Origin of the sequence: Streptomyces sp. NPDC007164, from assembly GCF_040634135.1 — a bacterium.
GTDB classification, from domain to species: Bacteria; Actinomycetota; Actinomycetes; order Streptomycetales; family Streptomycetaceae; genus Streptomyces; species Streptomyces sanglieri.
In genome coordinates, this window is record NZ_JBEYFB010000013.1 from 18,295 (window position 1) to 30,991 (window position 12,697).

Consider the following 12,697-nt stretch of genomic DNA (forward strand, 5'->3'; position numbering starts at 1 on the left):
CCAGCCCCCGATCGGCCGGGGGCCGGGCCACCGTCAGTGACCGAGGGGGAGGTCGAGTGACATACCCGCCGAATGTACGCACGGCGCCGGAACACGAGCAGGCATCGCCGCCCGCGACCGTACCCGCTCCGCCGCATCGCGGCGTGCTGTCCATGACGGCCGGCCGGGTGCGGGCCGCGGCCACCACCGAGCCCGGCAGGCTGCAGATCATCGGGGCCGTACTGGCCCTGCTCGTCGTGGCGTTCGGGGTCGTGACGGCGTTCGAGGTCGCCGACCGGGAGTCCGCCGCGAGTGACGTGGTGGGCCGCAGCCAGCCGCTGAGCGCCGACGCGGCGGCCGTCTACCGCTCGCTGGCGGATGCCGACACCGCCGCGGCGAGCGGCTTCCTGGCGGGGGCGCAGGAGCCGAAGGACGTCCACGACCAGTACGAGCGGGACATCAAGGAGGCGTCCCGGCTGCTGGTGAAGGCCGCCGCCAACACGGACGCGGCGACGAAGTCCGGGCAGGAGATCGCCACCCTCAACGTGGAGCTCCCCCGCTACACCGGCCTGATCGAGCGCGCCCGGGCCAACAACCGGCAGGGCCTGCCGCTGGGCGGCGCCTATCTCCGGTACGCCAACCAGAAGATGAGCAACGTACTGCTGCCGGCCGCCGAGCGGCTGTACACGGCGGAGACCGGCCGGCTCGGCGAGGACAATGACTCCGCGCGGACCTGGCCGTTCCTCTCGCTGGGGCTCGGTGCGGTGGCCCTGGCCGGGCTGTTCTGGGCGCAGCGGCGCAACTACCGCCGCACGAACCGGGTCTTCAACCACGGACTGCTGGTGGCGACCGCCGCGTCCACCGTGATCCTGCTGTGGCTGGCCGTGGGACACACGGTCGCCCGGTCCCAGCTGCATGCCGCGGATGTGAACGGGCAGCAGTCCCTCGATGTGCTCAACCACGCGCGGATCGACTCGCTGAAGGCCCGCGCCAATGAGAACCTCACGCTCGTCGCCCGTGGCGCGGTGCTCACCCCGGACGGCAAGAACGACAAGTACGAGTCGGACTACACGACGGACATGAAGGCACTTCGCGAAGCGCTGGGGAGTGCCGGGGGGCTGGCCGAGGACGACCTGGGGAAGTCCCCGGTGAAGGCCGCCGTCACCGCCGCCACCGAGTGGCAGGAACGTCACCGGGCCGCCCGCACCACCGACGACGGCGGTGACTACGAGGGCGCCCTGGAGCAGATCATCGGGCCGAAGGAATCGACCGGCCGGTCCTTCCAGCAGGTGGACGACGCGCTGGCGAAGGCGCTCGCCCACGAGCAGGACCAGTTCACCCGGGCCGCCGAGGACGGGCGCGGGGCGCTGTGGGGGCTGTCGGCCGGGGCCGCCGCGCTGGCCCTGCTGGGTGCCGCCGCCGCGATCGTCGGGGTCAACCGCAGGCTCTCGGAGTACCGATGAGAGGGGGAGCGATGACCGAGAAGCGCAGGGGCGCGTGGTCCGCCCGGGTCAGGCTGCGCGGCTGGGGCGGAGTGACGGCCATGGCCGCGGCCTGCGCCGTGACGGCCTCGCTGACCCTGCTGCCGCTCTCCCACGGCGGTGCCGAGGCCCTCGGCGGGATCGTCGCGGGCCAGCGGGCCGCGCAGGCGGTCCGGACCAGCGCCGAGGACTGCACCGATCCGGAGGCGAGCCTCCCGCCGTCGTCCGCCGACGGCCCGAGCATCGAGAAGATCAAGAAGCGCGGCAAGCTGATCGCGGGCGTCGACCAGAACAGCTTCCGCTGGGGCTACCGCAACCCGGAGAACCGCCAGATCGAGGGCTTCGACATCGATCTGGTGCGGGCCATCGCCGGGAACATCCTGAACGACCGCGACGCGGTGATCTTCCGGGCCATCCCCACCAACAAGCGGGCCGAGCTCCTGGCGGACGGCAAGGTCGACGTCGTGGTCCGTACGATGACGATCAACTGCAAGCAGGCCCGCAAGGTCTCGTTCTCCACCGCCTACTTCCAGGCCGGTCAGCAGGTCCTCGCGCCGAAGGACTCGACGATCACCGGGTACGACAAGTCCCTGGCCGGCAAGCGGGTCTGCACCGCCAACGGCTCCACCGCCTACGACGCGCTGAAGAAGCAGTCGTTCGGCGCGGTCTTCGAGGACCCGCACGACGGCACCGCCGCGGACGAGAACCAGCTCACCGTCCCCAACCAGCTGGACTGCCTGGTGCGGTTGCAGATGGGCGAGGTCGACGCGGTGGTCACGGACAACGCCCTGGCGGCCGGGCAGGCCGCCCAGGACCCGGCGGTCGAGCTGAAGGGCGACAAGCCGTTCACCACCGAGTACTACGGTGTGGCGGCGAAGCTCGGGGCGGACGATCTGGTGGCCAGGGTCAACCAGGTGCTGGTCGACTACCGCAGTGGCGGTGCCAGGAGCGACTGGATGCTGTCGTACCAGGAGTGGTTGGAGGCCGGGCTGCCGGGGATAAAGGGACCGCCGGCCCCCAAGTACCGGAGCGACTGACCGCCGACTCCGGCCGGGTGGGCGCGACGGCGCGGACCCGGGCGGTGAGGCAGTGGCACTGATCCTGCCGGGCACGTCCCGGCAGCAAGAGCGGAGAGGTGATCGATGGGCGCGGGCCCCTTCCCCGGCTATGCGGCCAGGCCCCCCGGCCCGGTCATGGACCGGGACGAGGCGGACCGTGCGCTGGCCCGGCTCGGCGCGGAGCACGAGGCGATCGAGACCTCGCTGCTCGCCCTGCAGGACCACGCGGGCCGCCGGCTCCTGGAGGGCGCCGAGCTGACCGGTGTCACCCGGGAGCGCTGGGCCTCCACCGAGCAGTCGATCACGCTGCTGTGGGGGTATTTCGACGCCTATGCGGGGGCGCTCGCCCAGGCCCGTTCGGTGCGGGCCCGCCGCCGCTATCCCAACCGGGACGATCTGGTGGCCCTCACCGAGCTGCTGCACGGCCAGGGCGTCACCGTGGCGCACGCGGCGGCCCGCCCCGACCCCTCGGTCAACGGCCCGGCCAAGCTCTCCGAGCGGTTCACGCTGGAGGAGCTGGTCGCCCGGATGAACGAGCTGTACGCCCGCTCGCTGGACATGGTCGTGGCCTCCGACTCCGTGTGGTCCGCGCTGCCCGCCCGGATAGATCTGCTCGCCGCCGAACTGCACCGCACCCGTTCGCTGGCGCACTCCGTGGGCGTGCGGCCCGGTGAGCACCCGGCGGGCGACGACCTGGAGGCGATCACCCACGAGCTGACCACGCTGCGGGTGCAGGTGATCTCCGATCCCCTGGCGTTCTGGCTGCCGGGGCCCGGCAGTTCGGCGCCCGGCGGCGGTCGCCCCGACACGGCTCGCTACGACCGGGCGGCCCGCGCCCTGGACGACGTACGCCGTGAGATCGAGGCGGTGCTCGCGGTCCGGCAGGACGCCGAGCAGCGCCTGGTCCAGCTGCGCGACGTGCTCTCCCGCGCGGACCGCACCCTGACCGAGGCCCGGTCGGCGCGCGGCGAGGTGCTGGCGAAGATCGCGGCCTCCGAGGTGCCCGCGGTCAGCGGCCCCGCGACGGTCCTCCAGGAGCGGCTGGCCGCCGCCTCGGAGTACCGCAGGCACGCCCAGTGGCACCGGCTGTCCCCGCTGCTGGAGACGCTGGAGCGGGAGGCGGAGGAGGAACTGCTGCGGGCCCGCGAGTCGTTGACCGCGGTCACGGCCCCGCTGGCCGTGCGGGCGGAGCTGCGCGGCAGGCTCGACGCGTACAAGGCGAAGGTCGCCCGGCACGGGCTGGCCGAGGATCCGCTGCTGATCGAGCGGTACGACGCGGCCCGCCGGATGCTGTGGAGCGCGCCGTGCGATCTGCGGGTCGCCGGGCAGGCGGTGCTGCGCTACCAGGAGGCGGCGGCCGAGCTGCTGTCCCAGCGCCGGGCGCCGGGGCCGGAGGACCGGCGATGACCACAGATGTGTGCAAGGTGGCAGGGCCGCTGCGGCGGCGGGGCGATCAGGGGGACCGACCATGAGTACGCAGTGCCAGCGCCCCGCGTGCGAGGGCAGTTACGAGGACATGGGCGGCGGTGAGCTGTACTGCGACACCTGCGGTCTGGCTCCGGTCGTCTCGCCGAACGGAATGGTGAGCTCGCCCGCCACCGGGATCGCGGGCGGCGGCGCGAACAGCCGCGGCAGCCGGGGAAGCAGGGGCAGCAGCAGTTCGCGGTCCTCGTCGCGGGCGTCCTCGCGGTCCTCGTCCCGCTCGTCGACCTCACGGCGTTCGGTGTCGGGACGGCTCTCGCGTTCGCTGTCCGGCGCCGCCACCTCCCCCTCGGTCTCGGTCCGTTCCTCCGGTTCGTCCTCGGGCGCGTCCGCCCGGGGCAGGCTGGGCGTGGGCCTGGTCGAGGTGCCGGACGTGCCGCGTCCCGACCCGCGCTCGGCGGTGATGGAGAACCCGGAGGTGCCGGAGCGGAAGCGATTCTGTTCGCGTTCGGACTGCGGGGCGCCGGTGGGCCGGTCACGCGGTGACCGGGTGGGCCGCACGGAGGGGTTCTGCACCAAGTGCGGCCACCCCTACTCCTTCGTGCCCAAGCTCCACGGGGGCGACATCGTCCACGGCCAGTACGAGGTGGCCGGCTGTCTGGCGCACGGCGGGCTCGGCTGGGTCTATCTCGCGGTCGACCGTGCGGTGTCGGACCGCTGGGTGGTCCTCAAGGGCCTGCTCGACACCGGTGACCAGGACGCCATGGAGGCCGCGATCTCCGAGCGCCGCTTCCTCGCCGAGATCGAGCACTCCAACATCGTCCGGATCTACAACTTCGTCGAGCACCTCGACCAGCGCACCGGCTCGCTCGACGGCTACATCGTGATGGAGTACGTCGGCGGCAAGGCGCTCAAGGACATCGCCAACGAGCGCCGCACCGCCGCCGGGAAGCGCGATCCGCTGCCGGTCGAGCAGGCCTGCGCGTACGGCATCGAGGCGCTGGAGGCGCTCGGTCATCTGCACAGCCGCAACCTGCTGTACTGCGACTTCAAGGTCGACAACGCGATCCAGACCGAGGACCAGCTGAAGCTGATCGACATGGGCGCCGTCCGCCGGATGGACGACGACGAGTCCGCCATCTACGGCACGGTGGGGTACCAGGCGCCGGAGGTCGCGGAGGTCGGCCCGTCGGTCGCCTCCGACCTGTACACGGTCGCGCGGACGCTCGCGGTGCTCACCTTCGACTTCCAGGGCTACACCAACGTCTTCGTGGACTCGCTGCCCGATCCGGACAACATCGAGGTGTTCCGGACCTACGAGTCGTTCTACCGGCTGCTGGTGCGGGCCACCGACCCGGATCCGGCGCGGCGGTTCGCCTCGGCGGCGGAGATGGCGGAGCAGCTGACGGGTGTGCTGCGCGAGGTGGTGTCGCTCCAGACGGGGCGGCCGCGCCCGGCGCTCTCGACGCTGTTCGGCACGGAAGTGCGGGTCACCGACACGGAGTTGTTCCCGGAGCTGATGGTCGATGTGTCGCAGCTGGGGGGCCGGGCCACCGCTCCGGCCCGGTCCGGCCGCTCCGGGCGGCGCGGCGGGGCCGGCACCGCGCCCCGGACCGCGGCACCGCTGACACCCGCCGCGCCGACCGCGCCGCCCACCCACGTGCAGCCGGGCGGGAACGGCTCGGCCGTCGCGTACGCGCAGCCGCAGGCCGCGATTCCGGCCCCCCGCGTCCCGGCCGCCGTCCCCGGTGCGCCGGCGCCCTCCCTCTTCCCGGGCGTCCCCCGGCTGTCCAGGCTCGACGTACGGTCCACGTCACTCGCGCTGCCGGTGCCCCGGGTCGACGTGAGCGACCCCAACGCGGGTTTCCTCGCCGGTCTGATGACCACCGCCCCGTCCGAACTGGTCTCCGCGCTTGGCGCGGTGCCGGTGGCCTCGCTGGAGACCCGGCTGCGCGAGCTGCGCGCCCGGCTGGAGCTGAACGACCTCGGTGCGGCGGGGCAGACCCTGACTGCGCTGGAGGGCCAGTACCCGGACGACTGGCGGGTCGTCTGGTACCGCGGCATCACCTCTCTGGTGACCGGTGACAACGAGAACGCGGCGCTGTCCTTCGACGCGGTGTACGACGCGTTCCCCGGCGAGCCGGCGCCCAAGCTGGCGCTGGGGATCTGCGCGGAGGTGCTGGGCCAGCTGGACAACGCCGCCGAGTACTACCGGCTGGTGTGGACGACCGACCCGAGCTTCGTCAGCGCCGCCTTCGGGCTGGCCAGGGTGCAGCTCGCCGCCGGCGACCGGACCGGGGCTGTGGCGGCGCTGGAGTCGGTGCCGGAGGCGTCGATCCACTACACGGCGGCCCGGGTGGCCGCGGTGCGTGCCCGGCTGCGCGGGCGGGCCCCGGACGAGCCGCTGATCACCGATCTGACGGCCGCCTCGGCCCAGGTCTCGGGGCTGGCCGGTTTCGGGCTGGACGCGGTGCGCCGGGAGCAGCTGTCGACCGAGGTGCTGGGCACGGCGCTCGACTGGGTACTCTCCGGTAGCCCCACGGCCCGCCCGTCGGCCGGGCCGGCCGGGCCGAGCACGCTGCTGGGCAGTGAGCTGAACGAGCGTGGCCTGCGCTTCGGGCTGGAGCGTTCGTACCGGATGCTCGCCAGGCTTGCGGAGCCCGGCGATGAGAGGATCGAACTGGTGGAGCGGGCCAACCGTTTCCGCCCCCGGACGTGGGTGTGAAAATGTCGCAGAAGCCCCAGGAGACAGCCGTGTCGAAGTGCCCCGGCTGCGAGGAGCCGCTGGAGCCGGGGGACCTGTTCTGCGGTGCGTGCGGGTACGACCTGTCGGCCGTGCCCGCCGTTCCCCAGGACCGTCCGACGATCGCCATGACCGCGCCGGCGGACGGCGCGGCGGAGGTGCGCTTCGACCGGCGGCACGGATCGGAGGGACCGGGCGGACCGGCCGGATCGAGCGCGTCGGACGACTTCGAGCTGCCCGCCCCCACGCCGGCCGCCGCCCCGTCCGCCGGCGCATCCGCGACGCCGCCCGTACCGGCGGCCGAGGCCCCGGTGCCGGCCGCCGCGCCCGACCCCCGTACCCCCGCCGTGGATCCGGTGGCGGCCACCCCGCCGGCCGGCGCCAAGCGCTGTGTGGCCTGCCGGGCGGGCAGTGTCGACAGCGACGGGTACTGCGAGAACTGCGGTCATGCCCAGCCGCGCGAGCGCGACCACATGGAGCAGGAGCTCGGTTCGGTGGCCGCCGTCAGCGACCGGGGTCTGCGCCATCACCGCAACGAGGACTCGTTCGCGGTGTCGACCACCGCCCTGCCCGACGGTTCACCGGCCGTCGTCGCGATCGTCTGCGACGGTGTCTCGTCGGCCAGCCGTCCGGACGAGGCGTCGGCGGCCGCCGCGAGCGCGGCCAACGAGGCGCTCCTGGAGTCGCTGCCGCGCGGCACCCACCCGCAGCAGGCGATGCACGAGGCGATCCTCGCGGCCGCCGAGGCGGTCAACGCCCTGGCCCAGGAGCCCGCCCGGGCCAGGGAGCACGACCGGCACCGCCATCAGAACGCCCCGGCGTGCACCCTGGTCGGCTCGATCATGGCGGGCGGTCTGCTGATCGTCGGCTGGGTCGGCGACAGCCGCGTCTACTGGGTGCCCGACGACCGCACCAACCCGCCCGCCCGGCTGACCGAGGACGACTCCTGGGCCGCGCAGATGGTGGCGGCGGGCCTGATGAACGAGGCGGAGGCATACGCGGACGAGCGGGCCCACGCCATCACGGGGTGGCTCGGCGCCGACGCGTACGACCTGGAACCACACACCGTGTCCTTCAAGCCGGACCGGTCCGGTCTGGTGGTCGTCTGCACGGACGGTCTGTGGAACTACGCGGAGTCGGCGGCCGATATGGCCGCGGCGGTGCCGGCCGACGCACATCAACGGCCGTTGCACGGCGCCCAGGTGCTGGTGGGTCATGCACTCGACGGCGGGGGCCACGACAACGTAACAGTGGCTCTGCTGCCGTTCGCCGTGGAACCTCAGGGGGCAGGATCGGCCTGCGGTACCACGTGAGTCCCGTTCCGTAACGCTTGATTCCAGTTCCGACCGCCCAGTCCGTCACCGCTGCCTTCGTCCGTTTTTCTTCCCTCACAGCTGTCTTCATCCGACACCTGGAGTCCCAAGGAGCCGACCAGATGGCCAACTTCTCCAAGTCGAACGTGCCGCAGTTCTCCGTCGAGGTGTACCAGAACGAATATCTGCCGGAGGGCGGTCGCGAGGTCAACGCGATCGTCACGGTCACCTCGACCGGGGGCGGCACCACCGGCGGCGTCCCGCTGTCCGGTGCGGCCGCGTCGCCCGCCCACGTTCCCGGGCAGGCGCCGAACGCCGCCGTGGTGATCATGGTCGACTGCTCCGGTTCGATGGACTATCCGCCGACGAAGATGCGCAACGCCCGCGACGCGACGGCCGCGGCCATCGACACCCTGCGTGACGGCACCTCGTTCGCCGTCGTCGGCGGCACGCACGTCGCCAAGGAGGTCTACCCGGGCAACGGCAGGCTCGCCGTGGCCGACGCGCAGACCAGGGCCCAGGCGAAGGGTGCCCTGCGGGCGCTCAGCGCCGGTGGCGGTACGGCGATCGGCACCTGGCTGCGGCTGGCCGACCGGCTGCTCGGCGCGGCCGATGTGCAGATCCGGCACGGCATCCTGCTGACCGACGGCCGTAACGAGCACGAGGCTCCGGAGGACCTGCGGGCCGCGCTCGAATCCTGCGCCGGCCGCTTCACCTGTGACGCCCGCGGTGTCGGTACCGACTGGGAGGTGAAAGAGGTCACAGCGATCGCCTCCGCGCTGCTCGGCACGGCGGACATCGTCGCCGACCCCGCGGGGCTGGCCGCCGACTTCACGCAGATGATGGAGAACGCGATGGGCAAGGAGGTCGCGGACGTGGCGCTGCGGCTCTGGACGCCCGTCGGGGTCGAGATCAAGTTTGTGAAACAGGTCGCACCGACGGTCGTCGATCTGACCGACCGGCGCACCGGGGCGGGGCCCCGCGCCGGGGACTACCCCACCGGCTCCTGGGGCGACGAGTCCCGCGACTATCACGTGTGCGTGACCGTCCCGCAGGCCGGAATCGGCCAGGAAATGCTGGCGTCCCGGGTCTCACTGGTCCTCCCCGACCCGTCGGGCGGGGCTCCGCAGCCCCTCTCGCAGGGCCTGGTCCGGGCCGTGTGGACCGAGGACATGGTGGCGTCCACCTCGATCAATCCGCAGGTCGCGCACTACACCGGCCAGGTGGAGCTGGCACAGGTCATCCAGCAGGGGCTCGATGCCCGCAAGTCGGGCGACTTCGACGGCGCGACCGCGAAACTGGGCCGCGCGGTGCAGCTGGCGTCGGTCTCCGGGAACGAGGACACTGCGAAACTGCTTTCGAAGGTGGTGGACGTCGTGGACGCGGCGACCGGTACTGTGCGACTGAAGGCAAAGGTCGCGGACGCCGACGAGATGACACTCGAAACGCGCTCGACCAAGACGGTTCGCGTCAAGAAGTAGAACCGCTCAACAAACAGCGAACAGTAGGCACAGAGCCACGCAGTCGAGCCGCCCGGCCGGAATGATCCACCGGGAGGCGAAGAGCAGAAAAATACGCCGGCCCCGGGGCCGGCCCAGGAGAGGGGGAAGCGCCGACATGCCGACATGCCCGAACGGACACCAGTCGGGTTCCGATGACTGGTGCGAGGTCTGCGGCCATCGCATGACCGGCGCGGGCGCGCCTGCGGGCGCGGTCCCCCCGCCGCCGCCTCCGCCGCCCGCCCCCGGTTACGGCTACCCGCCGGGTCCGGGTTCCCCGGGTTCCGACGCGACCCAGGCCGCGGAGCTCTGCCCGCAGTGCCGCACGCCTCGTGAGGCGATGGCGCCGTTCTGCGAGGAGTGCCGCTGGAACTTCCTCACGAACACCGCGACGTCGTACACGCCGCTGGCCCCGGCCCACGGCGTTCCGGGCCCGCCGCCCGGACTCAACCTGCCGCCCGGCTTCCAGGCCCAGCAGCCGCCGGTCGCGCCGCCGCAGCAGCAGCACGACCCGTTCGACTACCAGGGCTCGCGGCCCTCGCAGATGAACCGCCCGGCCGAGCCGCTCTCCGCCGAGCAGGGCAACCGGCCCGGCCCCCCGGCCCCCGGCCCCGGCCCGCAGTCGCCGCCCGCACCCGGCCCCGGCCCGCAGTCGCCCCCGCCGCCGTTCCAGCAGCAGGGGCCGCCACCGCCGCCGTCCTTCCAGCAGCAGTCGGCCCCGCCCGCGCCTCCCTCGCCGTTCCAGCAGCAGTCCGCGCCGCCGCCGTTCCAGCAGCAGTCGGCGCCGCCCGCGTTCCAGCAGCCCGGTCCGCCGGCTCCGCAGCCGCCCGCCCCGCAGCACCAGCAGGGCCCGCAGAGCAGCGACGACGACTGGATGCTGTCGCCGCCGTCCCGCGCCCAGGGCCCGCAGCAGGCGGCCCCGGAGCAGCAGCCGTTCCCGGGGCAGAGCCAGAACCAGCCGCCCGCGAGCTGGACCGCGGTCATCGCCCCGGACCGGGAGTACTTCCTGGCGATGATGCAGCGCAGCGGCCCCGAGGCGACCGAGCTGAACCTGCCCGCGTACTCCCCGGAGCAGCAGCTGCCGCTGGCCGGCAACCAGATCACGGTCGGCCGCCGCAGGCACAGCACCGGCGAGTCCCCCGACATCGATCTGTCCGTGCCGCCGGAGGACCCGGGCGTCTCGCACCAGCACGCGGTGCTGGTGCAGCAGCCCGACGGCAGCTGGGCCGTGGTCGACCAGAACTCCACCAACGGCACCACGCTCAACGGCGCCGAGGACCCGATCCAGCCCTATGTCCCCGTCCCGCTCCAGGACGGCGACAAGGTGCACGTCGGGGCGTGGACCACGATCACGATCCGCCGCGACTGATCCGCGTCGCAGGCATCGCACGCGCCTGACGCGTCGCACGCGCCTCACGCGTCACACGGTCGGCAGTGGCCAGGCGTACGGCCCCTCGGGGTCGTCCAGCCAGGCCCACTGCCGCCCGTCCCTGACCGTGATGCCGAACCTCTCCCGCTCGGGGCGCCTCTCGCGCTGCCAGAGGGAGAGGGCCTCGCGCGGGTCGAGGGAGCCCTCGGTCAGCTCCAGCAGGAACCGGAAGAGGTCGTTCTCGCTGACGCGCCTCGGCACCGCGCGGGTGTGCGGGCGCCGGTCGGGCCGTACCGGAGCGCCGCGCAGCGGTACGAAGTAGGCGGCCGTGTGCAGGAACCGGCCCTCGGCGTACTTCCCGTGCGCCGCCTCCCGTACCCGCAGCGCGATCAGTCCGGTGGCGAACGGGGCGAGGATCCGGGCGCCCGGCACGCACTGCTCCAGCCAGGACTGCGGTACGCACGGCAGGGTGCAGGTCGCGATGATCCGGTCGTACGGGCCGCGCCGGGGCCAGCCCCGGGCCCCGTCCCCGGTGATCACCGCCGGGTGGTAGCCGGCCGCGGCCAGGTGCCGGCGGGCCGACTCGGTGATCTCCGGGTCGAGGTCGACGGTGGTCACGGCGTCGTCGCCGAGCCGGTGGGCGAGCAACGCCGCGTTGTAGCCGCTGCCCGCGCCGATCTCCAGGACCCGGTGTCCCTCCCGTATGTCCAGCTCTTCGAGCATCCGGGCCATCAGTGACGGCTGGCTGCTCGACGAGATCAGTTCGCCGTCCCGGATCCGGGTGGCCAGCGGCCCGTCCGCGTACGCCCCGCGCAGCCACCGGGCCTGCCGGTCCGGGTCGGGGTCCTCGCACCACAGCCGGTCGTATCCGCCGCCCACGAAGTAGTACGGCACGAACAGGTGCCGCGGAACCTCCTCGAAGGCGGCCCGCCAGCCGGGATCGCCCAGCGCCCCGCCGGCCACGATGGACCGCACCATCGCCCACCGCTCCTCGGCGGCGGCCGCGGCGAACCGGTCGTTGTGCGCGTCCACACCTCCACCTTCCTGCGCCGGGGGCCCGGGGGCCAGGAACCCGGGCCGGACGGCGGTTCGGTGGGGAGGTACCGGTGCCTTCATCCGGATCGGTCCGGCATGGTCCGGACGGGAGCCCTGGGGCCTTTCGTTTGGATCAGGCCGGATCAGGGAGCGGGGTCCGGTGTCGTGCATCGCAAGGCGGAGGAGGGCGGCATGGCGGAGCCATGGCAACCGACGACAACGCGGCGAGGTGCGGCACCGGGGCACGCGAGCCCGGCCTGATCCAAACGAGAGGCCCTAGGACTCCGGTCCTCGGCCGGTGCGTCTGCGACGATGGACGGGTGACAGAGAACCCGCGCGACACGCTTCAGGAGCAGACCTTCTACGAGCAGGTCGGCGGCGAGGAGACCTTCCGGCGCCTGGTGCACCGCTTCTACCAGGGGGTCGCCGAGGACCCGCTGCTCCGGCCGATGTACCCGGAGGAGGATCTGGGCCCGGCCGAGGAACGGTTCGCGCTGTTCCTGATGCAGTACTGGGGCGGGCCCCGTACCTACGGCGAGCGGCGCGGGCACCCCCGGCTGCGGATGCGGCACGTCCCGTTCCGGGTGGACCGGGCGGCGCACGACGCCTGGCTGAGCCATATGCGGGTGGCCCTCGACGAACTCGGGCTGGCGCCGGAGCACGAGCGTCAGCTGTGGGACTACCTGACCTACGCGGCCGCGTCGATGGTGAACACCCAGGGCTGACGCCCGCCACCTGCGGCTCCTTCCCCGGGCGCGGAATTCGGTCTTCCGTCACCGATAAACGGTCACAATCGCA

Annotated in this window: 9 protein-coding genes; 8 read left to right on the plus strand and 1 reads right to left on the minus strand. The window is 73.0% G+C overall.

Annotated features, from left to right (window positions below; genetic code table 11):
* Window positions 1-152 precede the first annotated feature (152 nt).
* The 7 genes from ABZ622_RS18460 to ABZ622_RS18490 all read left to right on the plus strand — a co-directional run bounded on the left by ABZ622_RS18460 (window position 153) and on the right by ABZ622_RS18490 (window position 10,864).
* Window positions 153-1,442 carry a hypothetical protein gene (locus ABZ622_RS18460; RefSeq protein WP_360544586.1) on the plus strand — a complete coding sequence of 430 codons (1,290 nt, stop codon included), beginning with the start codon at window positions 153-155 and terminating at the stop codon, window positions 1,440-1,442.
* An 11-nt stretch (window positions 1,443-1,453) separates the two neighbouring features.
* Complete coding sequence (locus ABZ622_RS18465; RefSeq protein WP_360544318.1) at window positions 1,454-2,497, plus strand: glutamate ABC transporter substrate-binding protein; 1,044 nt, start codon at window positions 1,454-1,456, stop codon at window positions 2,495-2,497.
* Between the two features lie 105 nt (window positions 2,498-2,602).
* Window positions 2,603-3,925, plus strand: a complete 1,323-nt coding sequence (locus tag ABZ622_RS18470) for a hypothetical protein (RefSeq protein ID WP_360544320.1) — start codon at window positions 2,603-2,605, stop codon at window positions 3,923-3,925.
* 61 nt (window positions 3,926-3,986) lie between these two features.
* Window positions 3,987-6,665 (plus strand): tetratricopeptide repeat protein, encoded by a 2,679-nt coding sequence (locus ABZ622_RS18475; RefSeq protein ID WP_360544322.1) that lies wholly within the window; start codon window positions 3,987-3,989, stop codon window positions 6,663-6,665.
* 2 nt (window positions 6,666-6,667) lie between these two features.
* Complete coding sequence (locus ABZ622_RS18480; protein WP_360544324.1) at window positions 6,668-7,996, plus strand: protein phosphatase 2C domain-containing protein; 1,329 nt, start codon at window positions 6,668-6,670, stop codon at window positions 7,994-7,996.
* Window positions 7,997-8,118: 122 nt separating this feature from the next.
* On the plus strand, window positions 8,119-9,477 hold the full coding sequence (locus ABZ622_RS18485; protein ID WP_360544326.1) for a VWA domain-containing protein: 1,359 nt from the start codon (window positions 8,119-8,121) through the stop codon (window positions 9,475-9,477).
* A 136-nt stretch (window positions 9,478-9,613) separates the two neighbouring features.
* Window positions 9,614-10,864: an FHA domain-containing protein gene (locus tag ABZ622_RS18490; protein ID WP_360544328.1), complete on the plus strand. Its 1,251-nt coding sequence runs from the start codon at window positions 9,614-9,616 to the stop codon at window positions 10,862-10,864.
* Window positions 10,865-10,915: 51 nt separating this feature from the next.
* On the opposite strand, the gene ABZ622_RS18495 is transcribed toward ABZ622_RS18490, so the two are convergent.
* Window positions 10,916-11,842 carry a methyltransferase domain-containing protein gene (locus ABZ622_RS18495; protein ID WP_360544588.1) on the minus strand — a complete coding sequence of 309 codons (927 nt, stop codon included), beginning with the start codon at window positions 11,840-11,842 and terminating at the stop codon, window positions 10,916-10,918.
* Window positions 11,843-12,219: 377 nt separating this feature from the next.
* On the opposite strand from ABZ622_RS18495, the gene ABZ622_RS18500 reads away from it, so the two are divergent.
* On the plus strand, window positions 12,220-12,624 hold the full coding sequence (locus ABZ622_RS18500) for a globin (RefSeq protein WP_360544330.1): 405 nt from the start codon (window positions 12,220-12,222) through the stop codon (window positions 12,622-12,624).
* Window positions 12,625-12,697: the final 73 nt, after the last annotated feature.

Bases quoted from the DNA above. Each gene is read 5' to 3' on its own strand.
- ABZ622_RS18490 (WP_360544328.1), top strand. From the start codon at position 9,614: ATGCCGACATGCCCGAACGGACACCAGTCGGGTTCCGATGACTGGTGC.
- ABZ622_RS18485 (WP_360544326.1), top strand. From the start codon at position 8,119: ATGGCCAACTTCTCCAAGTCGAACGTGCCGCAGTTCTCCGTCGAGGTG.
- ABZ622_RS18465 (WP_360544318.1), top strand. From the start codon at position 1,454: ATGACCGAGAAGCGCAGGGGCGCGTGGTCCGCCCGGGTCAGGCTGCGC.
- ABZ622_RS18495 (WP_360544588.1), bottom strand. From the start codon at position 11,842: ATGGTGCGGTCCATCGTGGCCGGCGGGGCGCTGGGCGATCCCGGCTGG.
- ABZ622_RS18480 (WP_360544324.1), top strand. From the start codon at position 6,668: ATGTCGCAGAAGCCCCAGGAGACAGCCGTGTCGAAGTGCCCCGGCTGC.
- ABZ622_RS18460 (WP_360544586.1), top strand. From the start codon at position 153: ATGACGGCCGGCCGGGTGCGGGCCGCGGCCACCACCGAGCCCGGCAGG.
- ABZ622_RS18475 (WP_360544322.1), top strand. From the start codon at position 3,987: ATGAGTACGCAGTGCCAGCGCCCCGCGTGCGAGGGCAGTTACGAGGAC.
- ABZ622_RS18470 (WP_360544320.1), top strand. From the start codon at position 2,603: ATGGGCGCGGGCCCCTTCCCCGGCTATGCGGCCAGGCCCCCCGGCCCG.